At 48.6% G+C, this 23,880-nt stretch carries 23 protein-coding genes, 2 tRNA genes, 1 rRNA gene and 1 pseudogene; 11 read left to right on the top strand and 16 right to left on the bottom strand.

Features of this window, described 5'->3' with window-relative positions; all coding sequences use genetic code 11:
- The first annotated feature begins 119 nt into the window (after positions 1 to 119).
- A complete protein-coding gene (gene idi / locus ACVA53_RS09250; RefSeq protein WP_255044713.1) occupies positions 120 to 650 on the top strand; it encodes an isopentenyl-diphosphate Delta-isomerase in 531 nt (176 codons plus the stop codon).
- 87 nt (positions 651 to 737) lie between these two features.
- On the opposite strand, the gene ACVA53_RS09245 is transcribed toward idi, so the two are convergent.
- The 9 genes from ACVA53_RS09245 to ACVA53_RS09205 all read right to left on the bottom strand — a co-directional run bounded on the left by ACVA53_RS09245 (position 738) and on the right by ACVA53_RS09205 (position 10,606).
- Entirely contained in the window at positions 738 to 1,124 is a 387-nt protein-coding gene (locus tag ACVA53_RS09245; protein ID WP_255044712.1) for a RidA family protein, read from the bottom strand.
- A 172-nt stretch (positions 1,125 to 1,296) separates the two neighbouring features.
- Positions 1,297 to 1,776 (bottom strand): arginine repressor, encoded by a 480-nt coding sequence (locus ACVA53_RS09240; RefSeq protein ID WP_255044723.1) that lies wholly within the window; start codon positions 1,774 to 1,776, stop codon positions 1,297 to 1,299.
- Positions 1,777 to 2,014: 238 nt separating this feature from the next.
- A complete protein-coding gene (locus ACVA53_RS09235) occupies positions 2,015 to 2,965 on the bottom strand; it encodes a S1 family peptidase (RefSeq protein ID WP_446504940.1) in 951 nt (316 codons plus the stop codon).
- Between the two features lie 205 nt (positions 2,966 to 3,170).
- A complete protein-coding gene (gene pyrI / locus ACVA53_RS09230) occupies positions 3,171 to 3,635 on the bottom strand; it encodes an aspartate carbamoyltransferase regulatory subunit (RefSeq protein ID WP_255044710.1) in 465 nt (154 codons plus the stop codon).
- Positions 3,636 to 3,650: 15 nt separating this feature from the next.
- Positions 3,651 to 4,580, bottom strand: coding sequence for an aspartate carbamoyltransferase (gene pyrB / locus ACVA53_RS09225; protein WP_255044709.1), 930 nt, complete (start codon positions 4,578 to 4,580; stop codon positions 3,651 to 3,653).
- A 439-nt stretch (positions 4,581 to 5,019) separates the two neighbouring features.
- Entirely contained in the window at positions 5,020 to 6,030 is a 1,011-nt protein-coding gene (locus tag ACVA53_RS09220; RefSeq protein ID WP_255044708.1) for an ornithine carbamoyltransferase, read from the bottom strand.
- Positions 6,031 to 6,157: 127 nt separating this feature from the next.
- Entirely contained in the window at positions 6,158 to 7,069 is a 912-nt protein-coding gene (gene arcC, locus ACVA53_RS09215; protein WP_446504939.1) for a carbamate kinase, read from the bottom strand.
- A gap of 130 nt (positions 7,070 to 7,199) precedes the next feature.
- A complete protein-coding gene (gene arcA, locus ACVA53_RS09210) occupies positions 7,200 to 8,420 on the bottom strand; it encodes an arginine deiminase (protein ID WP_255044706.1) in 1,221 nt (406 codons plus the stop codon).
- 740 nt (positions 8,421 to 9,160) lie between these two features.
- Positions 9,161 to 10,606 (bottom strand): YfcC family protein, encoded by a 1,446-nt coding sequence (locus tag ACVA53_RS09205; protein WP_255045090.1) that lies wholly within the window; start codon positions 10,604 to 10,606, stop codon positions 9,161 to 9,163.
- Positions 10,607 to 10,690: 84 nt separating this feature from the next.
- Here ACVA53_RS09205 and ACVA53_RS09200 point away from each other — a divergent pair, with 84 nt between their 5' ends.
- Both ACVA53_RS09200 and rraB read left to right on the top strand, forming a co-directional pair.
- On the top strand, positions 10,691 to 10,855 hold the full coding sequence (locus ACVA53_RS09200) for a hypothetical protein (protein ID WP_446504938.1): 165 nt from the start codon (positions 10,691 to 10,693) through the stop codon (positions 10,853 to 10,855).
- 513 nt (positions 10,856 to 11,368) lie between these two features.
- Positions 11,369 to 11,767, top strand: coding sequence for a ribonuclease E inhibitor RraB (gene rraB / locus ACVA53_RS09195; RefSeq protein ID WP_255045092.1), 399 nt, complete (start codon positions 11,369 to 11,371; stop codon positions 11,765 to 11,767).
- A 248-nt stretch (positions 11,768 to 12,015) separates the two neighbouring features.
- Here rraB and ACVA53_RS09190 read toward each other — a convergent pair whose 3' ends face one another.
- The 5 genes from ACVA53_RS09190 to pepA form a co-directional block, all read right to left on the bottom strand.
- Positions 12,016 to 12,921 carry a bifunctional helix-turn-helix transcriptional regulator/GNAT family N-acetyltransferase gene (locus tag ACVA53_RS09190; protein ID WP_255045093.1) on the bottom strand — a complete coding sequence of 302 codons (906 nt, stop codon included), beginning with the start codon at positions 12,919 to 12,921 and terminating at the stop codon, positions 12,016 to 12,018.
- Between the two features lie 36 nt (positions 12,922 to 12,957).
- Positions 12,958 to 13,428: a DUF2061 domain-containing protein gene (locus ACVA53_RS09185; RefSeq protein ID WP_446504937.1), complete on the bottom strand. Its 471-nt coding sequence runs from the start codon at positions 13,426 to 13,428 to the stop codon at positions 12,958 to 12,960.
- Between the two features lie 210 nt (positions 13,429 to 13,638).
- Positions 13,639 to 16,515: a valine--tRNA ligase gene (locus tag ACVA53_RS09180; protein WP_255045095.1), complete on the bottom strand. Its 2,877-nt coding sequence runs from the start codon at positions 16,513 to 16,515 to the stop codon at positions 13,639 to 13,641.
- A gap of 27 nt (positions 16,516 to 16,542) precedes the next feature.
- Positions 16,543 to 16,995: a DNA polymerase III subunit chi gene (locus tag ACVA53_RS09175; RefSeq protein WP_255045096.1), complete on the bottom strand. Its 453-nt coding sequence runs from the start codon at positions 16,993 to 16,995 to the stop codon at positions 16,543 to 16,545.
- A 54-nt stretch (positions 16,996 to 17,049) separates the two neighbouring features.
- Positions 17,050 to 18,558, bottom strand: a complete 1,509-nt coding sequence (pepA, locus tag ACVA53_RS09170; RefSeq protein ID WP_255045097.1) for a leucyl aminopeptidase — start codon at positions 18,556 to 18,558, stop codon at positions 17,050 to 17,052.
- Positions 18,559 to 18,754: 196 nt separating this feature from the next.
- On the opposite strand from pepA, the gene lptF reads away from it, so the two are divergent.
- Positions 18,755 to 19,855: an LPS export ABC transporter permease LptF gene (gene lptF / locus ACVA53_RS09165; protein ID WP_255045098.1), complete on the top strand. Its 1,101-nt coding sequence runs from the start codon at positions 18,755 to 18,757 to the stop codon at positions 19,853 to 19,855.
- Positions 19,855 to 20,925 carry an LPS export ABC transporter permease LptG gene (gene lptG / locus ACVA53_RS09160; RefSeq protein WP_255045099.1) on the top strand — a complete coding sequence of 357 codons (1,071 nt, stop codon included), beginning with the start codon at positions 19,855 to 19,857 and terminating at the stop codon, positions 20,923 to 20,925. Before lptF ends, lptG begins: the two co-directional genes overlap by 1 nt.
- A gap of 56 nt (positions 20,926 to 20,981) precedes the next feature.
- On the opposite strand, the gene ACVA53_RS09155 is transcribed toward lptG, so the two are convergent.
- A complete protein-coding gene (locus ACVA53_RS09155) occupies positions 20,982 to 21,476 on the bottom strand; it encodes an RDD family protein (RefSeq protein WP_255045100.1) in 495 nt (164 codons plus the stop codon).
- A 228-nt stretch (positions 21,477 to 21,704) separates the two neighbouring features.
- Here ACVA53_RS09155 and ACVA53_RS09150 point away from each other — a divergent pair, with 228 nt between their 5' ends.
- From ACVA53_RS09150 to ACVA53_RS09130, 5 genes and pseudogenes are all read left to right on the top strand, one after another.
- Positions 21,705 to 21,908, top strand: coding sequence for a hypothetical protein (locus ACVA53_RS09150; RefSeq protein ID WP_255045101.1), 204 nt, complete (start codon positions 21,705 to 21,707; stop codon positions 21,906 to 21,908).
- Positions 21,908 to 22,255 carry a hypothetical protein gene (locus ACVA53_RS09145; RefSeq protein ID WP_446504936.1) on the top strand — a complete coding sequence of 116 codons (348 nt, stop codon included), beginning with the start codon at positions 21,908 to 21,910 and terminating at the stop codon, positions 22,253 to 22,255. Before ACVA53_RS09150 ends, ACVA53_RS09145 begins: the two co-directional genes overlap by 1 nt.
- A gap of 120 nt (positions 22,256 to 22,375) precedes the next feature.
- Positions 22,376 to 22,461 (top strand) — tRNA-Leu (locus tag ACVA53_RS09140).
- Positions 22,462 to 22,798: 337 nt separating this feature from the next.
- Positions 22,799 to 22,884 (top strand) — tRNA-Leu (locus ACVA53_RS09135).
- Between the two features lie 221 nt (positions 22,885 to 23,105).
- Positions 23,106 to 23,225, top strand: a pseudogene (locus tag ACVA53_RS09130) (GntR family transcriptional regulator); the annotation flags it as partial.
- Positions 23,226 to 23,237: 12 nt separating this feature from the next.
- Here ACVA53_RS09130 and ACVA53_RS09125 read toward each other — a convergent pair.
- Positions 23,238 to 23,420 (bottom strand): hypothetical protein, encoded by a 183-nt coding sequence (locus tag ACVA53_RS09125; RefSeq protein ID WP_446504935.1) that lies wholly within the window; start codon positions 23,418 to 23,420, stop codon positions 23,238 to 23,240.
- A 385-nt stretch (positions 23,421 to 23,805) separates the two neighbouring features.
- Here ACVA53_RS09125 and ACVA53_RS09120 point away from each other — a divergent pair.
- Positions 23,806 to 23,880 (top strand): 16S ribosomal RNA (locus ACVA53_RS09120); the annotation flags it as partial.

Genomic DNA, 23,880 nt, shown 5'->3' with positions numbered 1-23,880 from the left:
TAGCCAAAATATGACTGATGAAGGACATGCCTGTGCGTGTCCTTTTTGTTTTTACCAACCAAGATAAGTCTTTGATCTAGACTTAATTTAGGTTGGTATTGTATGTAGATGAAAACACCATGATTGAAGAACAGGTAATATTGGTCGATCCGCAAGGCAGGGAGCTTGGCGTTCAGGAAAAAATGCAGGCTCACCGGGATGGTGTCCTTCATCTGGCGTTTTCGGTCTTGTTGTACCGGGACGGTGGCAATGAGCGTGAGTTTCTGATGCACCAACGTGCATTGGGTAAATACCACAGTGGCGGGTTGTGGACCAATACTTGCTGCTCACACCCACGCCTGGGCGAGTCGATGGCACAGGCAGGGATCCGCCGGCTTGAAGAAGAGATGGGGATTGTCGATATTCGGACGTTGTCTGATGTGGCAAGCTTTGTCTATCGTGCTGAACTGGATAATGATTTAGTTGAACACGAACTGGACCATGTCCTGATGGCACCGGCCTCTGACATCGTGATTAACCCGAATCCAGAAGAAGTGTTGGCTTATCGCTGGTGGGCTCAGAGTGAGCTCCTAGCAGCATTAGATCAAGAGCCTCACTTGTTTACCGCTTGGTTCCCGCAGGTGCTGGTATTGGCTTTGGCGAATGCTTAGCGCTATAGGACTATAAGTTGTGATAGAAACAAAAAAGCTGCCTGAAGGCAGCTTTTTTGTACGCTTTAATAGCGAATCAAAAAGCGACTATTTACGAACAGCAATCGCTTCGATTTCAATCTTCACATCTTTTGGTAGGCGAGCAACTTCAACGCAAGAACGCGCAGGGTAAGGGGCATTGTGCTCGTCAAAGAACTTGCCGTACACTTCGTTAACGGTAGCGAAGTCGTTAAGGTCTTTCACAAATACCGTCATTTTTACGATATCAGCCACTTTTAGGCCAGATGACTCAACAACCGCCTTAACGTTTTCTAGTGACTGGCGAGCTTGCTCAGCGATATCGTCAGACACTTCACCGGTTTCAGGGTTCACCGGGATCTGGCCTGAAGTCAGAACCATGTTACCTAGGTCAACACCCTGTACATAAGGGCCGATTGCAGCTGGAGCCTGCTCTGTGTGAAGTACTTGAGTCATTACTTGTCCTTACTTTAATTATGTTAGGTCATCGTTAGAGGTCTAGTTTGCAACCCATTGACGAAGAGGTCAAAGGGTTTCAGGTAAGCGGGTTGAAAAGGCAGCACGGTTGGACTTTGGCTGCCTTTATCCCTAGCGGTCGGTAACAGGTCGGCTCTAGGGAAAACCGGTTTTAGGCTGGGATCCCAAGTCTTGCCTTGACCACTTTTTCACACTCGTCAATACGAGAGATATCTTTCGGTGCGATCATCACGGTGTCGTTCCCCCCCACAGTACCGAGGATCTCGGCATGCGGTTGGATGTCGATCAGCCGAGCGACGAGCTGGGCACCGCCGGGGTGGGTTTTTACCACTACGACGAGCTGGTTGTGGGTGATAAATTCGATCTGGGAAGCAATCGATGAGCCGACTTGTACCGGCTCGCTTTCCACTGTCAGGCAGTAGACCTTCTTACCGTAGGCATTCGGCACTTTTGCCACGCCCAGCCTTGATAACAGGCGGGACACGGTAGATTGGCTGACATCTTCAAAACCCATATCGATAAGCTGTGTGCGGATATCATCTTGGGTTGAGAAGCTTTGTTGCTGCAATAATCGCTTACAGGCGGAAGTCATGCTTTCTTCTTGACAGAAAGCGTCTATCGCTCCGTGCATACTGTATCCACTCACGGGCAACTCCTTGTTATTCTGTTGGGTCTTTGATCGTATCTCGTGGACAGCCCTCGCATTGGCTTATTGTTCGGGAAGTCTGTGCTTCTTTACGATGCGAGTAATGGGCTGCAGGTTGGCAAGATATAATGCCTTGATTGCATAATCTTGCAATGGCATCATATCAACAATGCAACCGTAATTTATTGACCCCTATCACCAAAACAAAACGCCATCTACATGGTTAGAATGAGGAATTATATCCCGAACGATCTAGAAGGGTCCGAGGATTTAACTTGATTTCCTGCTGGGACTGGTTCGCTGCCACACCGTCGTTTTCTTCGGGGAAGTTAAGCCCTGACAGGTTGTTTGTTGAGTAGGTACTGTCTTGGGTTACAGGTAGAAGAGCGCGGCGTTGTGAGCTGTTTGCTTGAGCCTCCGAGGTGGTATCTGAGGTATTGCTGGCAACTTGAATGTCTTCTGTACTCGGACGGTTGAGCTGGCTGACGTAGTCCGAGACCTTAATTCCAGCGAGCTCGGTGCTGGCCGATTGAACCTCAATACCCAGAGCGTCCAGCCAGTCAAAGATCAGTGGTGAGGGGACAAATTGGCTGTAGCGGATTGCCGGTTGCAGATTCTGCAATTCTTCCGGATTGTCGACGATGGCCACGGTGATCCCGGCGATCTCTCCATCGGCATTGAATACCGGCCCGCCACTCATGCCCGACATTACAGGAGCATCACTGAGCGAGTAGAGGCAGTCGGTAGTGGTATCGACGACATCCTGGATGTATCTACCTTCACCGCTAACAGCGGTACCTACTAGGGAGTGACCATGGTGGATAACGGTCTGATCGGGGTAAATTAATCCCCAGGTCGGTTGGGCATTCGAGGAGCGAGGGACCAAAGCCAAGTCACAGGCTGGGTGGTAGATGACACCCGTATCCCAGGACAGTTGGGCCACATGCTTGGCAGTGATCATATAGTCATTATTGATGGGAACAGCGGAGCCAAAGCCGCCCAGCAGCATCGGAACCCCGATTACCACCATTTCGTTGGCTGAATGCTGGTAGGTTTGCTGGACCGGACCATTGCTGGCCACACAGCCAGACAGGGTGACGGCGGTAATACAGATATGACAGGGGCGGGCAAGCAGGCACCTGACTGCTTTTACTAGGTGCGCAATATTTCTCATTTTACTAGCCTTATTTTTATAGTTTTTTCGTGTCGGCATATGGGGCCGGAATAATAAAGGTAGTGAGTAAGAGAGAAGCGGGGGATGGTCGGAAATGAGAATAAAAAAGCCTGCTCAAAGTTGAGCAGGCTTTCTTTTTACTTAGGCAGGAAATGTCGCTAATGAGACAGCTTTTCAGCTGGTTAGCGATGTTTTCAATCTTTGCTTAGTTGTTCTCAGTCATGATTTCGCGTGAAAACACTTTTTCGCAATACTTACACTTAAGCTGGATATCTTCTTTTTTGGTGACGACTTTGAAGCTGCTGTCGACGGGCTCACCATGCGAGATACAGTTGGAGTTTGGGCATTTGAATATCGCATTAATTTGCTCAGGTAGCGCAAGGGTCAGTTTCTTCACGACTTCGTAGTTTTCGATTTGGTTGACCGTTGCTTGTGGCGCATACAGTGCCAGTTGGCTCGCTTGCTCTTCACTGATAAAGATGTTTTCGATCTTAATCAAATCTTTGCCGCCTAGCGCTGAAGAAGGCAGGTTAAGGCCTACAGTGACGCGCTGGTTAGTCTTGTGCATTTTGAACAGTTTTAGCACCTTGATGCCAATATTTGCAGGAATATGGTCGATAACCGTACCGTTCTTTATCGCTTCAACCTGTAGTTGTGTTTCCTTCGTCATTGTTCTTTCTCCTGCTTAGATTGCTTCGTTTAGGACCAGTGCCAGTAGGGCTTGACGTGCGTAGACACCGTTTTCTGCTTGCTGGAAGAAGTAAGCATGTTTTGTTTTGTCGACGTCAGTGGTGATTTCGTCAATGCGTGGTAGCGGGTGCAGTACTTTCATATTGCTACGGGCATCGGTCAGCATCGGTGCAGTTAGGATATAAGCCGCTTTCATGTGGGCGTATTCCGATTCGTCGAAGCGCTCTTTCTGGACGCGGGTCATGTACAGGATATCCAGCTCAGGAATGACTTCTTCCATTGCGCTGTGTACGCTGTAGCTGATGCCTGCTTCGTCCAATTCTTCGCAGATGTAATCTGGCATTGCCAGAATCTCAGGTGCAATGAAGAAGAATTTCACGTTGTTAAACTTAGCAAGTGCTTGGGTCAGGGAGTGGACTGTACGCCCGTATTTCAGGTCACCGACGAAAGCGACATTGAGGTTATCCAGCGTACCTTGAGTTTCGTAGATAGTGAACAGATCCAGCAGGGTCTGGGTTGGGTGTTGGTTGGCACCGTCACCACCATTAATCACTGGGACATTGTTTGAAAATTCAGAAGCCAGGCGAGCGGCACCTTCTTGCGGGTGGCGCATAACGAAAGCGTCAACATATGAGGAGATTACCTGGACCGAGTCAGCAAGGGTTTCACCTTTCTTCGCCAGTGACGTGTTACCGCCGTTGTCAAAGCCAATCACGGTACCGCCTAGGCGCTGGATAGCGGTTTCAAAAGATAGGCGGGTACGGGTAGATGGCTCGAAGAAACAACTTGCAACGACCTTGTTTTTTAGAAGTTCAGGGTTCGGATCGGCTTTCAATTTACCGGCAGTCTCTACTACTAGCTCAAGCTCACTACGGCTCAGTTCCGGAATGGAGATGATGTGCTTTTGAAACAGCGAATTCGCCATGGCTTCTCTTCCCTTTTAATTACGATGATGAACGACAGGTGCCCGCTGGCGTGGGCAGCCGGCAAAAAAAAGCCCCCTTAACAAAGGAGGCTTTTTTTACAAAAACAGGAAAAACAAAAAACGGCGCCTGCACCGAAAGTCGGTGTAGGGTCATCAGGTTTAGCTGAAAAGACGGGCGCATTTTTTATCTCTCTCTAGACAAATTGCGAAGGATTATACCCCCATTTCTAGCGAACGCAAGCGTTTGCCTAAAGTATTCATTTAGTGGAACTTTATGCACTTTTCGTGGGTGTTTTTCGGGCTAGAAAAGGTGAACTAACCCTGTGTTCTGTAAGGGTTTATTTTCGAAAGTAGAAAGCGAAGAATGGGGAGGGGCATAAAAAAATACCGGCCCGAAGGCCGGTATGGGCTTGAGAGTAATTACACTCAAGAGAGTCGATTACTGACCTAGCGTGGCAACCATGATTGCTTTGATTGTGTGCATGCGGTTTTCTGCTTCATCGAAGACGATAGAGTGCTTAGATTCAACCACTTCGTCGGTTACTTCAACGCCGTCTTTCAGCATTGGGTATTCTTGAGCTAGCTCTTTACCTACGGTTGTGTCTTCACCGTGGAAAGCAGGTAGGCAGTGCATGAATTTCACATGTGGGTTACCGGTTGCTTTAAGCATATCCATGTTTACTTGGTAAGGTAGCATGAGGTTGATACGCTCAGCCCACGCTTCTTTCGCTTCACCCATAGATACCCATACGTCAGTGTATAGGAAGTCACAGCCCTGAACGCCTTCTTGCACGTCTTCAGTCAGAGTGATTTTTGCGCCAGTTTCTTCTGCGATTTCGCGACATTGTGCAACAAGCGCTTCTTCAGGCCAGAACGCTTTTGGTGCCACTAGACGGATGTCCATGCCCATTTTCGCAGCGCCAACCATTAGTGAGTTACCCATGTTGTTACGAGCATCGCCTAGGTAAGCGAAAGTGATTTCGTGCAGTTGTTTACCACGGCCGTGCTCCATCATAGTCAGGAAGTCAGCTAGGATTTGTGTTGGGTGGAATTCGTCTGTTAGGCCGTTCCATACAGGAACGCCTGCGTGTGCACCTAGTTCTTCAACGATTTCCTGACCAAAGCCACGGTACTCGATACCATCGTACATACGACCTAGTACACGTGCTGTATCTTTCATTGACTCTTTGTGACCGATTTGAGAGCCCGATGGGCCTAAGTAAGTCACTTTAGCGCCTTGGTCGAATGCCGCTACTTCGAATGCACAGCGAGTACGCGTTGATGATTTTTCAAAGATTAGCGCGATGTTCTTACCTGTTAGGCGAGGTTGCTCGTAACCGTTGTACTTCGCTTTTTTCAACTCAGCAGATAGATCTAGCATGTGTTGAATCTCACGAGGAGTGAAGTCTAGTAGTTTTAGGAAGTTACGGTTGCGAAGGTTAAAAGCCATGATGTTATCCTCTCTGAATCTGTATCTCTCTGGCCGGAGGGGGCAGGGTTTAATGAATCTGCCCCACGACCGGAAGTTATTATGTATTGTTTAACGCATTACGTATGATTTGTGAATAAGTATTCTCTTATTCTGCAATAATATTTGTGCCGGCTTCACCTTTTAGGATGGCTAGGCCATCTGCAAGGGCACCGATCCCAACCAGCTTGCCGCCTTTTTCGATGAACTTGCAGGAGGCATCGATTTTTGGTCCCATGGAGCCAGCATCAAAGGCATACTGAGCCAGTTCACGTGGGGTGGTGCTACGCAGTGCTTTCTGGGTTGGTTTACCCCAGTCCAGGTAAACTGCATCGGCATCGGTCAAGATCAGCAGGGCGTCGGCATTAAGCTGCTGGGCAAGGTATGCCGCAGACATGTCTTTGTCGATAACCGCTTCTACACCAACCAATTTGCCATTTTCTTTTTTGACCGGGATACCGCCGCCACCAGTGCAGATCACGAGGTGCTCTTGTTTGATCAAGGTCGTGATTGCATCGCTTTCGACAATACCGGTTGGTAGTGGGCTTGGTACCACGCGACGGAAGTACTGACCGTCAGGCTTGACTGTCCAGTGGTATTTTTCCGCCATTTCACGGGCTTCGGCTTCTTCGTAGACCGGACCGATAGGCTTGGTTGGATCTGCAAAGGCCGGATCGTTCGGGTCTACAGTCATCTGGGTTAGCATGCAGGAGACATCTTGCTCCGGCAGTAGGTTTTTCAGTTCTTGCATCAGCATGTAGCCAATCATGCCTTGGGTTTCTGAACCTAGTACGTCCAATGGGTATGGGTTAACTTTTTTGTACTCCAACCCTTGTAGCGCTAGCAGGCCAACCTGTGGACCATTGCCGTGCACGAGAACAACGTTGTAATCCTTGCCAATCTCCGCGATCGTCTGTGCCGCTTTGGCAATGTTCTGGCGTTGGACATCGGCTTCGAGTGGCTCGCCGCGGCGAAGCAGGGCATTGCCGCCCAGTGCTACTACAACAGTTTGCTTGGTCATGTGATCGTCTCTCTTGGTTTACTCTCAGTTATTGTGTTTTATTTGGCTTTTCGCCTGGATTCTGAGAGGTCTTGCTGTTTGGTGGCCGGTGCTGAGCACCGGCTGTCAGGTTAGGCAAATGGCCTCGGTATTAGATACCGTCACGCTCGATTGGGCAGCTCATGCAGCGAGCGCCACCACGGCCGCGGCCTAGTTCGTCACCTGGGATAGGCAGTACTGTGATACCAGCCTTGTCGTACTTCTCGTTGGTGTAAGTGTTACGTTCGTAACCAATAACCACACCTGGTTTCACTGTCAGTACGTTGTTCGCATCGTTCCACTGCTCGCGCTCTGCTTCGAAGCTGTCGCCGCCTGTCGTGATTAGGTTTAGTTTGTCTACGCCTAGTGCTTTCTCGATAGCGGTCACGAAGTAACCTTCTTCCTTCACTTTGACTGCGCCAGATTCGTCGCCAGTTAGGCTCCAGCACTGAACGTCTTTACGTACAACTTCTGGGTAAACAGAGAAGGTATCTTCACGCATGTGCGTCATAACAGTATCTAGGTGCATGCAAGAGCGGTGTTTAGGTAGTTGCATTGCAATAACTTGCTTGGCTTCACCGTGCTTGAATAAGCTTGATGCTAGCTGCTCAACACCTTGTGGTGTTGTGCGCTCAGACATACCGATAAGGACTGCGCCTTTACCGATAACCAGTACGTCACCGCCTTCGATAGTCGAGTTGTCGTACATCTTCTCTTCGTCGCCGAAGTACTTGATGAAGTCCTGGCCTGCGAAGGTTGGGTGCCAGCGGTAGATAGCGCGAACGTGGTTTGTCTCACGTTGACGGGCTGCTTTCGCCATTGGGTTGATAGAGACACCGCCGTATACCCAGCAAGATGTGTCGCGAGTAAATAGGTGGTTTGGTAGTGGCTCAATGATGAAGTCAGTTGGCTCGTGCATGCCTTGCATCATTGAAGAAGACTGAATTGGTAGCTCAGCATAGCTAAGACCGCCAAGAAGAATGGAAGATAACTCTTTGCTTGGTAGGTCTGCAAGGAAGCAACGTACATCGTTAGCAAATGCAATACCTAGGCGGTAGTCAGAGATTTGCGTTTGAAGAAGCCAATCTTTTGCTTCTGGCACTTCTAGCGTATCTGCTAGCAAATCACCAAGAAGCATGACTTCAACACCTTGCTCACGTAGTGTGTTAGCAAATACGTCGTGCTCTTGGCCAGCGCGCTCAACCGCTAATACATCATCAAATAGTAGATCGTGACAGTTTGATGGAGTTAGGTGAGTTAGCGCACGCTCTGGACGGTGGATAAGAACGCGGCGTAATTGACCTATTTCAGAACCTACGTAGAACTTACTCATGATCGTATCTCTCTTTATTTATTGCCAATTTTTTTGGCTGTATTTATTTTATTGCAAAGTAAGAAGTTATTTATTTCTTTGCTTTCGTATCTGGGTTTCATTTTACCCCAAAGGGGGGGGGAGTCTTAGAGGTCTATCACACTTTTATTATTAAGCTGGTAACGCTATATATTTGATTTGTTAACATTTTTAATGCAGTTGTCACTGGATTACATGCATGGGTATTTATGTATTTTCATTAGGTTTTAAGTGGCTGTGACTTTCTTATCTATTTGTTTTTTATCATGTTAGGTGGTGGTGGTGGAATCTTATTCAGAAATATTCATGTTGTTGTAATGTAAAAGCTATAATCTTATGCATTAAAAGTGTTTGTCTATATAAAAATAATTGGAATGTTACTGTGTTAGTAACAAATATTTTTCTTTTTATTTGATGTGAGTGCTTTTTTGTAATTTATCCACACAGGTTTATTTGTGGTTTTTATCCGTTGATTGATTTTTTGGTATGAGTTTAAAAATAACAGGTGTCGTTTTTATGGTGTTTTATTTATATTTTCTTTAAAAATCTTTAAGGGCGGTGGAATATAAGTTCGGTGACGGTCGAGCTAGCTCGCTCGTTGTTATGCGGGGTTGTACGACAGCTTATTGTGCTTTCGTGGTTGGCGGTATGGTCGGTATAAGATAAAAAAGCCGCCCCAAAAGGGGCGGCGAAACAAGCAAGATCGAAAGGTAGATTGTTATTTACAGCATGGCACCGACACTCAGCATCGCCATGATCAGCACCGTTAGGATACCTAGTAGTGGCGCCACCCATTTTACCCAGCGTACATAAGGGACTCGAGCAATAGCCAAGCCACCCATTACCACTGCTGATGTTGGTGTCATTAGGTTCACAATACCCGATGCTGATTGGTATGCCGTTACGACAAGGTCGCGGCTTACACCGGCAAAGTCAGCCAACGGTGCCATAATCGGCATGGTCAATACCGCCAGACCTGATGATGAAGGTACTAAGAACGACAGCAGGATCTCTAGCCAGTACATGACGTTGATGAATACGATTGAAGACAGACCAGTCACTGCATGCTCTGCAGTATTGAGGATGGTGTCTGTGATCATACCGCGGTCCATAATCACCACAATACCGCGAGCGATACCGATGATAAGAGCAACACCCAGTAGGTCTCGAGCACCGTCGATGAAGCTTGACGTGAATTCTTCTTCGCTCATGCGGGCAATCAAGCCGATGATGATGGTTGAAGCCAGGAACATGCCTGAAATCTCAGCCATCCACCATCCTGCAACAGCTACGCCGTAAATCATGATACCGAATGAAGCGGCGAAGATAGCCAAAATGACTTTACGGGTCGTTGTGAATTCCAGCATTTCGCCAGATTGGTTACCCAAGAAGTGGGCTTTGTTCTCTTCGTATTTGTCGTAGACAATCGATTTAGTTTTGTCGGCGCGAACCATTTTTGCATAGCGCATAACATAGGCAACACAGATCAACCAGCCGACTACCAACATGGCGATGCGAAGCATGATGCCATCGGTGAATGGGATGCCCGCAGCGTTGGCCGCGATAACGGTGGCAAACGGGTTGATGGTTGATCCCAGAGTACCTATACCGGCACCGAGTAGTACTGTAGCAGCGGCAACGACAGGGTCAAAGCGGGCGGCCATCATGACAGGCACCAACAGTGTGTAGAATGGCAGTGACTCTTCCGCCATACCGTAGACAGTACCGCCTGCGGCAAACAGCGCCATCAGTATCGGTATCATCATTTCTTCACGCCCTTGTAAGCGCGCGGTTACCCGTTCGATACCGGCATCAATTGCACCAGTCTTGGTGACGAGGCCGAGGAAGCCACCGATTACCAATATAAATAGTGAAACATCGATTGCCGCGGCTTCATAAGTGTTGTGATCGTAGAAGCCATCAATGGGGGCCAGCAGGACGTCGACCACGCCTTGCGGGTTACTTTCTACGGATTGATAAGTTCCGGTTACTGGGACCTCTCGGCCTAAATCGTCATTCATTACACGGTCGTACTGACCAGCAGGTACAATCCAGGTCATTAATGCGACGAGGGCAATAAGAGCAAATAAAATGGTGTAAGCAGAAGGGAATTTAAAATTGGCAAAAAAGCCGCTTTTCTGTTCCTGTTTCATTGTTTCGGTTGTCATTGTTATCTCCTTGCCCTTGTACATTCAGCACAAGGGTGATTCATCTACCAGGCCTGTCGTCAGGCATGACGGGACTCGCCGGACATGACGCCGGAGCAGGCAGAACCAGGCATTAGCAAGTTGCTAACGGGAATGGTTTACAGGTTGTTTATCCTTGCTGTCGAAACAGGCGGGATCGGGGTGTCAACGTTGGGTGAGGTGTCGAAGCCGTATACTCACTCCCTGACACCGCAAAGGGAGGGGAAGTGATCCCCGACAGCGGAACGCTGTCCAATGCGAATGTAAGGTTGGTGAGTGTCCTACGGGGACGACGCAGCTGATTACGGCGCCGCCTCCCAGGCTCAAGGCCGTGGTAGAAGTTACTCATGATCGTATCTCTCGTATGCTTATTAATGGCCATCAGTCTTTGCCGTGGCTCTATTGGCTTGTTGCCAGTGAATTTTATGCCGCTAGGCGCAGTATATCTTTGGGATTGTTCACACTTTTCCCGCCCTTTCATATCGCCTGTCCATCGCTAAATAGGCGGCTTAGGGTATTTCTCTGAGTTTTGTGGGTGAATATGCTATTGAGGGTTTTGTGTTTATTCGCTTGAAGCGCATATTGGGGAATATTATGCATTTCCCAGAGCCATTGTGTGGCGGAATAAATCGGCGGTTAGTTTGATAAATATCAAGTTTTCAAACTAGGGAGATTTCACTTGGTATTTTATTGCGATCCATGCGATATTTGCGTTCGAATTTATTCCATAGGTGGAGTTTCCCCATGTCTTATGCAGAACTGATCGAAGAGCAGAAGGAAGAAACGCGCGAAATTATTGCGGCGTTGCTAGAAGATGGCAGTGTGCCTGATGCGCTTTACACCATCGAGCACCATTTCTCAGCCGATACTTTTGAAGAGCTTGAAGCTGCAGCTGTTGAAGCTTTCAAAATGGGCTTTGAAGTGCTGGAAGCGGAAGAGCTTGAGTTGGCACCGGAAGACGGTGGTGGCAAAGTGGTGTGTTTTGATGCCGTGATGGAATCTGCGCTGAATGCAGAGGTTATTGATGAGCAGGCTGATAAACTGATCCAACTGGCTGAGAAGCACAACATCGATTACGACGGTTGGGGCACTTACTTCGAGTCGGGCGAAGACGATGAAGAAGAGGGTGAAGACGAAGAGTAATCTTCGCCTGCCATAATACCAACCTACATAAATATTTGATCAGCCTTGCTGGTTAAAACCGCTGTTCTCTGCGTTAGATATTTTGTAACTAGAGTCACTTGTTACTGCAATATCTGCCTTGATAACAACGGTTTTTCTAGTGTAAATACTTGATCAACGACTTATCCAGATTGGTATAACTGCACTTTGATAACGTTGAAAAGCTGGCTTGTAGCCGGCTTTTTTTGTCTTCAGCAGCTATTTCAGCACTAGAGTGTTTTCAGCATCCTGACTTCGCAGGCATCGTGGCCGGTCTGTCCCATGGCGTGGGGGATCCGGACAAAACCCAATCCCAGATACAAGTTGATGGCAGCCTGCAGTGAGGCGGTGGTTTCGAGGTAGCATGCCTTGTATTGCTGCTGACGGGCAAATTTCAGTGCTGTGGCGGCGATCCGCCGGGCGAAGCCTTTACCCCGTAACTCCGGTAAGAAATACATCTTTTGCAGTTCACATACTCCTTCTTCTCCCGCTAAGGCCGCGATCCCTCCGCCGCCAAGGATACGATTGTCCCTCTCTACCACCCAAAATGCGCAGCCAGGCGCGCTGTAGACCTCGCTGAGCGCATCCAGAGTCGGGTCTGACACACCATAGCCTTTATCGGCGGTTAAGCCGTGCTCGTCTGATACCCTGCGTACAACTGCAGCCATAGCGGCGTTATCAAGCGGAGTTAGAAGCCGTAACTGATAGCCTTCCTGTTGTTTGTTGGCTTGAATCGCTTTGGTATAACGTTGCAGGCTTTGGGCCAGGCTGTCTATTTCGTCCTGATCGAGTTGCGCCATGAAGTGGGCCACTTGCTGGTTGAGTGACTGGTTGAGGGTGCCAAGTAGCGCTTGGCCTTGCTCGGATAAGCGCGAGAGCTGCTTGCGACCGTCTTCTGGATCAGCCTGGGTGGTTAGTAGGCCAGCATTGAGCAGGGTGGCACAGGTTCGGCTGGCATTGGATTTATCTACCTTAAGCCGGGCGGCAAGCTGGTTGACGGACAGTGGTTGGTCTTCCAGCTCAATCAAGGCGTGGGCTTGGACTGGGGTAATATCAAGATTTCCGCACTGGCGGTCAAGCATTCCCAATTCCCGCACGAGCAGGCGGGATTGGGCTCTGAGGGTAACGGCGTCCATGTATCAAACTCTTTTGGTTGCGTGATGCAATCAAAATTAGTTGCTTCTCGCAACATTGTCAACCGAGATATCACTGACATCGGCGCACTGCTGCAATTCACCATGGTGGCAGGCAAGGTGCCCCAGAGCCTCTTTGGCTGCCTGTTTGGCGGTTTTCTTTTGCCAAATACGCTCATGGAAGTAGTAGGCGACGGTATTGATAGCCGGTTCAATCATTGCCATCACACTACCAATCAACACATCTCCGGTTAGTAGGTAGGCAACACCAAACGCTACGCTGAAGTGGACAACTGCAAAGCTGAAGGTTTTGCGTCCCGGATTGGCATAGCCACGGCGAAGCAGCGCTTTGGTTTGCCAAGCTTTTTCATGGAAGTAGAAAGCTACCGTATTGACCATTGGCTCTATCATGGCGATCAGGCTGCTGATCAGGATCTCGCCCGTCAGTAAGTAGGCAACGCTAAATGCGACAAAGAAGTGGATAATGGCAAAGCTAATGGTCTTTTTCATGGTGGACTCTCCCTCAGTTGATAACTAGATAGTAGTGATAACCATTATCACTTGCAACTAATTATCATCTATCGCTTTGATAGGTGTGAGCTATGGCTGATTACGTTGATCTAATCGGGGGGAAGGGGATATCCGGTGCTATGGGAGAGCAGGCAAGAAAAAAGCCGGCACATGGCCGGCTTTTATTTAATGATTTGTATTTGTTAGCGATTAGAGGGCTGCGATAGTCGCTTGCTGTTCAGCCAGTTTCACCAAGGTTTCTTTGTAGCCTTCAAGCTTCTCGCGCTCTTTTGCTACCACGGCTTCCGGTGCTTTGGCAACGAAACCTGCGTTGCCTAGCTTGCCTTCGATACGCTTGATCTCACCTTCCGTTTTCTTCACTTCACCCGCAAGGCGAGCAAGTTCAGCATCTTTGTCGATAAGGCCAGCCATCGGGATCATCAGCTCAGATTTACCCACCAGTGCGGTTGCACAAGCTGGAAGCTCTTTGCCATCAAGAAGTTCACCGTCAGCCAGTACCTTAATGCCTTCTAGCTTAGCAAGAGACATCAGTACTGTACGGTTGGCTTCGATGCGTGCTGCATCTTTCTCGTCAGCGACTTTCAGCATCACATCAAGCGCTTTGCTTGGTGCGATGTCGTACTCGGCACGTAGATTACGGATGCAGGTGATGAAGGTTTTCACCCACTCAATATCTGCCAGTGCGTTCTCATCGAAGTTAGACTCGTCGAACTGTGGTAACGCCTGAGTCATGATTGTTTCACCTTCAACACCGTCTACTAGCGGCATAACACTCTGCCAGATAGATTCAGTGATGTAAGGCAGAACTGGGTGTGCAAGGCGTAACGTTTTCTCAAGTACAGTGATCAAAGTACGACGCGTAGCACGTTGCTGTGCTTCGTTACCTTTCCACAATACTGGTTTAGTTAGCTCTAGGTACCAGTCACAGAATTGGTTCCAGATGAACTCATAAATTGTGCCAGCAGCCATGTCTAGACGGAAGTTTTCAATGTGTGCATTGAAATCTTTAGCCGCGAGTTCAAATTGAGATTCGATCCACTTATCTGCTAGAGAGTATTCAAGCTCAGCACCTTCACCGAAGCCGCAGTCTTGCTCTTCCGTGTTCATCAGCACGTAACGGCTTGCGTTCCAAAGCTTGTTACAGAAGTTACGGTAACCCTCTAGGCGTTTCATGTCCCAGTTGATGTCACGGCCCGTTGAGGCCATTGCTGCGAGAGTGAAACGCAGGGCATCTGTACCGTAAGGTTCAATACCGTCTTCAAAAGTTTTACGTGTTTGCTTTTCGATCTTCGCGGCAAGTTTTGGCTGCATCATGTTGCCACAGCGTTTCTCTACAAGCTCTTCAAGACCGATACCATCGATCATATCGATTGGATCAAGAACGTTACCTTTCGACTTCGACATCTTGTCGCCGTTCTCGTCACGGATCAGGCCCGTTACATAAACTGTTTTGAATGGTACTTGTGGTTTGCCGTTTTCATCTTTACAGAAGTACATGGTCATCATGATCATGCGGGCAACCCAGAAGAAAATGATATCAAAACCGGTTACCAGTACATCTGACGGGTGGAAGGTTTTCAGATCATCTGTTTGCTCTGGCCAACCTTGCGTACCGAATGTCCAAAGGGCTGATGAGAACCAGGTATCCAACACATCGTCGTCTTGGCGTAGAACCACAACCGGTGCCAGATTGTTGTTTGCACGTACTTCTTCTTCTGTACGGCCAACATAGACATTACCGTCGTTATCGTACCAAGCCGGGATACGGTGGCCCCACCAAAGCTGGCGAGAGATACACCAATCTTGGATATCGCGCATCCAAGAGAAGTACATGTTTTCGTACTGCTTTGGAACAAACTGGATTTCGCCGTCTTCCACTGCCTTGGTCGCTGTTTCTGCAAGCGGTGCAGCACGGACATACCATTGGTCAGTTAGCATCGGCTCGATAACCACGCCACCGCGGTCGCCGTAAGGTACAGTCAGATCGTGATCTTTGATTTCTTCAAGCAGACCAAGCTCATCAAGCTCTGCAACAACCGCTTTACGGGCAGCGAAGCGCTCCATGCCGTGGTATTTCGCTGGTAGCTCTGTGCTGTATGCATCGCTAGCTTCACCGTTGGTGGTGAAGACTTCAGCAGCATCGCGAATGTCAGCATTGAAGGTCAGGATGTTGATCATCGGTAGGCTATGACGCTTACCGACTTCATAGTCATTGAAGTCGTGCGCAGGAGTGATCTTCACACAACCTGTGCCTTTTTCCATGTCGGCATGCTCATCACCAACAATTGGAATACGGCGGTCAACGATAGGCAGAAGGATGTCTTTGCCAATCAGATCTTTGTAGCGTGGATCTTCCGGGTTAACAGCAACACCGGTATCACCCAGCATAGTTTCTGGACGGGTTGTTGCTACCACAATGTAGTCTTTGCCTTCCGCCGTCTTCACGCCGTCAGCCAGCGGGTAGCGGAAGTGCCACATGTGGCCTTTCTTGTCTTTGTTCTCAACTTCAAGATCGGAAATAGCGGTGTGCAGCTTTGGATCCCAGTTAACGAGGCGCTTACCGCGATAGATGAGATCATCTTCGTACAAGCGAACAAACACTTCTTGAACCGCATTAGATAGACCGTCATCCATCGTAAAGCGTTCACGATCCCAGTCTACAGATGCACCTAGGCGGCGAAGCTGTTGAGTGATGTTGCCACCAGACTCCGCTTTCCATTCCCAGATTTTGTCGATGAAGGCGTCACGGCCGTAGTCGTGCTTAGTCTTGCCTTCTTCGGCTGCAATCTTACGCTCCACAACCATCTGGGTTGCGATACCCGCGTGATCGGTACCGACTTGCCATAGGGTATTCTTGCCCTTCATACGCTCACAGCGGATCAGGGTATCCATGATGGTATCCTGGAACGCGTGGCCCATATGTAGGCTACCTGTGACGTTTGGCGGTGGGATCATGATGCTGTAGGCATCTTTTGATGTGTCACCGTGAGGCTTGAAGTAACCAGCCTCTTCCCAGCGCTGGTACAGCGCTTTTTCAATTGATTGTGGGTTGTATGTCTTTTCCATAGCGCTCTTAGAAGGATCTATGTGGAATTAAGGCGTCGTAGCAGCATTGGCCGTATTGAGCTGGATACCAGCTAGGCGATATTGCTTGTAGCGATCGCGTGCCAATTGCTTCAGATTTTCATCGCAAGGGACGAAGTCTATCACTTGTGAGAAGGTTACGGCAAAATTTGGTGCATTTTGCCCCAAATTAATCAGGATCCCGCGGCGTCCGCTGTGGCGTAGTCCGGGCCAGCCAATTTCGACCGGTGAGCCGCCGCGGGGGCCCTCACCTATCAGGTTATGGGGCACGAAGTTATCGGGGTCCAGTTGCCATAAATACTCATCTATTTGTTCTGCTTGCGCTTTGTCGGCTGCCAGCAGGTAGACTTTGTGGCCCTGACGGTAACTCATTGCTGCTTGGTGACAAGCAAAATGCAGTTGGAATTGGTTATCCCCTGCATGTTGCTCTTCACTGATTATATAAAAAGTAGCATGAGTCATGGCGTTTTCTCTATAAACGAAGGGGGCCGTTTGGCCCCCTTTTAAGCGTCAATGTTACTCGACGTTTTCTAGGCCGGCTCGGTTGAGCAGGAACTGGACCAGCAATGGGACCGGACGACCGGTTGCCCCTTTGGCTTTGCCACCGACCCAGGCGGTACCGGCAATATCAAGGTGTGCCCAGTTGTACTTCTTGGTAAAGCGAGACAGGAAGCAACCTGCTGTGATGGTCCCCGCACCCGGTGAGCCAAGGTTGGCCATATCGGCAAACGGGCTGGCAAGTTGCTCTTGGTACTCGTCGTTCATTGGTAGGCGCCACGCACGGTCACCAGCTTGCTCGGATGCGTTGATCAGCTCATGAGCTAGCGGGTTGTGGTTTGAAAGCAAGCCACTGATATGGTTGCCTAGTGCTACAACACAGGCTCCGGTCAGTGTCGCCACATCGACCACGCACTCTGGCTCAAAGCGCTCAACATAAGTCAGTGCGTCGCACAGTACCAGACGGCCTTCGGCATCGGTGTTTAATACTTCTACAGTTTGGCCTGACATCGTTGTTAGGATGTCACCCGGACGGTAGGCACCACCGCCAGGCATATTTTCACAGCCAGCAAGGATACCCACAACATTGATTGGTAGGTTCAGTTTCGCCAGTGCTTTCATGGCACCAAAGACGGTCGCCGCACCGCACATGTCGTATTTCATCTCATCCATTTGGGCCGATGGTTTGATAGAAATACCGCCGGAATCGAATGTCAGGCCCTTGCCGATCAAGACAATTGGCTTGGCGCTTGACTCAGGGTTGCCCTTGTATTCAATCACCGACATCATGGCTTCGTTCTTCGAACCTTGGCCGACAGCTAGGTAAGAGGTCATGCCAAGCTCTTTCATTTCCTGTTCACCAATGATCTTGGTGCTGACAGTGTCAAAGTCATCGGCTAGGCGACGAGCTTGAGAAGCTAGGTAGGCTGGGTTAGCCACATTGGGTGGCATGTTGCCCAGATCTTTACCCGCTTTGACGCCCGAAGCGACAGCTAGGCCGTGTGAAATAGCGCGTTCGCCCAAAGATAGCTCACGGCGGGTTGGCACATTGAATACCAGCTTGCGCAATGGACGGCGGGTTTCCGGCTTATTGCTCTTGAACTGGTCGAAGGTATACAGGCTGTCCTTTGTCGTTTCAACGGCCTGACGGACCTTCCAGTAGGTATCTCGACCTTTTACGTGCAATTCGGTTAGGAAGCAGACGGCTTCCATTGAACCGGTTTCGTTTAGGGTGCTAATTGTTTTTTTGATGATCTGCTTGTACTGGCGCTCATCAAGTTCGCGCTCTTTACCACAACCAACCAGTAATACACGCTCTGAGAGTACGTTTGGTACATGGTGAAGCAGCAACATTTGACCAGGCTTGCCTTCTAGATCGCCGCGGCGAAGCAGCGAGCTGATATAGCCATCACTGATTTTGTCGAGCTGTTCGGCAATGGGAGAAAGGCGACGTGGTTCAAATACCCCAACGACAATACAGGCACTGCGCTGTTTCTCGGGGCTACCACTTTTTACACTGAACTCCATGCGTACTCCTACATCCTAATAAAGACAATTAAAGCTAAATGTTAGATAATGCCGCACTTATGTTGCTGGACCCTAATTTCGGTATAGGATTAAAGTGCAGGTTAACAATTAGCCGAAAGATTAAAAAAATAACTGATTAACCGAAAAATTATAGTGATTCCAGTAAAAAAACAAGTTTTCTATGGGTAATTAAAGCGTGATTATTGTTCGGTATTTGACGCGTGAGACATTAAAAAGCCAATTTGCAGTTCTTTTTGTCCTTTTTCTTGTCTTTATCAGTCAGAAATTTATTCGCATTCTAGCTGATGCAACAGAGGGTTCCATCCCGAGTGATTTGATTGTGACCTTGCTCGGTTTATACATGCCATCGATGGCCTTGTTGATGTTGCCGCTGAGTTTGTACATTGGCATTTTGCTTACTTTCGGTCGTTTATACGCCGAAAGTGAAATTACGGTGATGAATGCCACAGGTATTGGGAATAAGTTCCTGATCCAGGCGGCGTTGTTGCTGGCGATTATTACCGGCGCTTTTGCGGCATTCAATGCGCTGTGGCTAGCCCCTTGGTCGGTAGAGAAAACCGAGCAGTTGGTGGAGCAGGTCAAAGCCGATTCAGGCCTCGATTTATTGGTGAAAGGCCAATTCAAAGGGGCGCCTGATGGCCAGGGGGTTGTATTCGTCAATGATATTACCGATAGCGGTAGCCGGTTGGATAAAGTGTTTGTTGCCCAACTGTCTTCCCGCGATACCCTTCGCCCGAGTGTGATGGTTGCTGATCGCGGTTATGTCAGTGAACTTCCTGATGGACGCCAGGTGCTGGATCTAAAAGAAGGAACCCGCTACGAGGGGCTTCCAACTCGGCTGGATTATTCGATTACCCAGTTTGATGACTACCAAGCGCTTATCGGTCAGCGGGCGGTGCGTGAAAAAAGTCGTGATTGGGATGCTTTACCGACACTTGAGTTGATGCAACGCTCGGAGCTAGCAGCCAGGGCCGAATTCCAGTGGCGGATGTCGCTGGTTCTGTGTATTCCGTTGCTAACTATGGTGGTGGTTCCGTTGTCTGCGGTGAATCCTCGCCAGGGGCGCTTTGCCAAGCTGGTACCGGCAGTCTTGATTTACCTGACGTACTTTTTGGCGATCAGTGCGGGAAAATCGGCCATCGAAGACGGCGGTTTACCGTCGTATATTGGTTTGTGGTCAATCAACGGGGTGATTTTTGCCGTGGCGATTGCGCTGAACAGTTGGGATACCTTAGCGATACGTAAGGTGAGAGAGAAGTTTCGGAGACGCGGTTAATGTTTAAGATTCTGGATTTATACATTGGCCGGACACTGATTTCGACGTCGGCCCTGACATTGTCGACTTTGGTGGGCCTGTCGGCGATCATCAAGTATGTCGAGCAGTTGCGTAAAGTGGGCGATGGAACTTACGATTTGTGGAAGGCATTGGCATATGTTCTGCTCAGTATCCCGCGTGATATCGAAATGTTCTTCCCGATGGCGGTATTGCTGGGGGCGTTGATTGGTCTCGGCATGTTGGCATCAAGCTCGGAGTTGGTCGTGATGCAGGCGGCTGGTTTCTCCAAGCTGGATATTGGTTTGTCGGTGCTGAAAACAGCAGTCCCTTTGATGTTGATGGTGACATTGCTTGGCCAGTGGGGGGCTCCTGAAGCCCAGAAAGCGGCCCGAGAGCTACGCGCACTTTGGACTTCTGGTGGTAATATTCTTTCTGTTCAGCGTGGTATATGGACCAAAGACGATAATGACTTTATCTATATCGCTCGGGTGCATGAACAAAAAGAGCTGCATGGTATCAATATCTGGCAGTTCAACGAACAAGACGAACTGACTCATTCGACCTTTGCCGAATCGGCAGATTATGACAACGAGCAGGGATGGCAACTCAAGAATGTGACAGTGACGACCTTGGGTAAGGTTCAGCAAGTCAATGAGCGCATTCCTGAGATGCATTGGCAGACCACGCTCACACCGGATAAGCTCGCGGTGGTAACCCTCAAGCCGGAAGAGCTTTCACTGACCGGTGTGTATGACTACAAAAATTACCTCGAGGATTCCAAGCAGGATTCATCGCGGTATGCATTGGCATTTTGGCGAAAGGCTCTACAGCCTTTCTCTATCGCGGTTATGATGCTGTTGGCGCTGTCATTCGTGTTTGGCCCGTTGCGTTCGGTCACTATGGGGGCGAGGGTACTGTCAGGGGTGATCTTTGGTTTCGGCTTCTATATATCAAACGAAGTTTTCGGACCGATGAGTATTGTCTACCGATTGCACCCCATTATTGGGGCGCTAGGGCCGAGTTTAGTGTTCTTGTTTATCACTATCTATCTGTTGCGAAGAAAGCTATAGGGATGGACAAAAGAAAAGGCGCCACTGGCGCCTTTTTTATGTCTGCCCAACTACGGCTAGTTGACCTTAGGCAGGACTACCATCTCGCAGTCTGCCATGGCATCTTGGAAAGATTGATTTGTCTTGCTGAAAGGTGATAACAAGTTGCCCAGTCCAAATGCCGACGTTGCCATACGAATCATCGCTTGGGTCGGTCTAATATTGGAGCCATCTTTATTTTGTATGCGTAACTTCCATGCCCGCATGCCCAATGTTTGTCCTGCCTGGCACCAGAAATAAGTAAAAAAGCCCACAATGACCATGGTTAGGTAGCCGGTATAAATCATGCCAACCACAGGGTGCTTGGTCATGTAGGCACTGACATCTTCGTAGCCAGTAATATCGACCATTCCGATAGAGACCAAAATGGCCATCAAGCCGATAGCGATGCCGCCAGCAAGCATAAGTACTGCGGCGATGACCAGGGTGTCATAGAGCCATGCCGCAAGGCGACGAAAAAGGCTTGGGTATTGTTTTGTGGATGCAACGTCCGGCTGTTTCTTCTTTTTCACAAGGCTTTCCAAATTAACGTAGCTTCAATATGTTGCAGGCAGTGTAGCAATATAAGCCAGTTGGGTGAATGGGGCGGATCTTGGAAATGAGAGCCATCTCAGCAGCACTTTTTGCTATCAGCACTATATTTATTGAGTCTGCAGTTCAACGCTTAATAGGGCGAGGTAAAAATAGCAGATGTCCACACGATAGCCTGTTCCGGGGCATTGAGATTGAGGAGCAACACCATGGCTGATATCAATGACAATACCACCAACTGGCCTGAATTGGCCGGTGCTCTATATGACAAACTAACAGAGCGGCATGCTGAACTGACCTATGACTTTGACCATGTTGAAATCAGCGTGCCAAGCGGAGCTGGTGATAAACCAGAGCACTCGATTTGGAAGGTGAATGGCAGTATCAGCATTCGTGGGCGTAATCTGGATTGATGTTGGAATATGATGGTGAGGTTGAGGTTGAGGTTGAGCATGGTGGTGAAATTGCTCACCTCAACGCACAAGGAGGGCGGTTAACCCTAGAGGTTCCAAGTGAAAGCATGCTTGTGTCTTTGATTTGGCTCTATTGCCGTTTTCCGGTTTCAAAAACGTTATCACGAATCCCTTTTATCTTTGAGGGTCATCAGCTAGTTGTCAGTGTTCCTGACGGTGGTTCCTTGAGGATTGCCCGGCGCCAAAGTTGGCTACGTGTCTGGCTACCATATAAAGTATCGATATCAGGGGTAGGGTGGTGGATGCGTCATGGGCCTAAATTCATGTACCAATTCTGGCGTTCATAGCACTTGCTAATGGACCTTTTTGCTTAAAACGCTCAAAATCTCAGCAAACAAACGCAAAGGAGCGATTTTCCTACTTTTTCCTATTGCGTTGGTAAGCGATATGCGTAGAATGATTCGCATGCCCGGGTGGCGAAATTGGTAGACGCAGCGGATTCAAAATCCGCCGGTGAATAACTGTGCCGGTTCAAGTCCGGCCCCGGGCACCATTTTTAAATGACAAAGCCTCGACGAAAGTCGGGGCTTTGTTGTATTTGCGAGAAAGATAAACTTTGGCTTCTTTGATACATACGACATAACTCAATCCTGTGACTTATTGGATATTGTGTGTGCTGAGCAAGTTGCAATGTGTTGATCTCTCATGATTGCTATATCCTTCGATAGGTCTTACTCCCTGTCTTATTATACGGCGTAGCTCCCAATTACCTGTTGCTGCTTTATATCTGAGCGGCTTGGTTGTTCATTAGGCGCTTAGTGTTTGTTTTTGAATTGTTTGCAAAAAAACAATTGTCTATCAGCCCTATATACGTATAATAAGCCGCATCTGCCCGGGTGGCGAAATTGGTAGACGCAGCGGATTCAAAATCCGCCGGTGAATAACTGTGCCGGTTCAAGTCCGGCCCCGGGCACCATTTTTAAATGACAAAGCCTCGACGTAAGTCGGGGCTTTGTTGTATCTGCGTATCAGCTTTGTTTCGGTCACCATCACCAGCCTCATTATCTTAAGCTCTTTTATTGCTTGTCCTTATTCCAGTGACACAGGAACTACTATGCGATCTGAAAGGGAGCCTAACCGGGTAATAGGCGTTGTTGAGTTGATTAAACAGAGCAAGTTAGCCAACTATGGTTACCGGGCGAGCGGATCCCATCTATTCGCAAAATGAGCCAGCTACAATCAATCAGCATGATGACCGTCATGAAAGCCTATGAGCCGTTGGAGCTTGAGGGTTGGATCTATGTGAAACCACAAAGCGGCTATAATGTCTCAGCTCACTTCAACCAATTCAAAGCCCCACCGCCGCTTCAGCCGCAAATTGTAAATCAATTGATTAGAATCAACCGCCATGTCTTGTTGGGTTTGCTTTGTTGCTGCGGCCTTGGTAATACGCAATGCTAGGAGGTTGGGACAGAAAAAGTAGAGTTCCGAAGCGGCAAAAATATTGCTCAATGCGCTGCTGTGTCGGCAAATTATGCGTAAAACAGAAGGTTTGTCTATTTATTGAACGATTGGTTAATTTGAATGAAATAATTGCATGTTCGCTATTGCCAATGTGATCGAAGTCTCTATAATGCGTCCTCACTGACACGGAGCACGGCAACTTAAGCCGCTATCCAGTCAGTATTGTTCTTTAACAATTTGACCATGCAATCTGTGTGGGCACTCGTGAAATGATAGTCAACAAAAGAATTATCAATGAAACTGAGTGACCAATACAAAATAGAGATTCTATTTATAGAAGAGATATTTTGGCACAGTCAATTCAATCATTACTTCGGTAATGGTTTAACAGTATTTCATTGAGCCGCTATTTATTTAGCAGCGAATCAAATTTTAATTGAAGAGTTTGATCATGGCTCAGATTGAACGCTGGCGGCAGGCCTAACACATGCAAGTCGAGCGGCAGCGA

The organism is Photobacterium sp. DNB23_23_1 (genome assembly GCF_052873815.1).
This window is presented reverse-complemented; position numbering and strand designations above follow the sequence as displayed.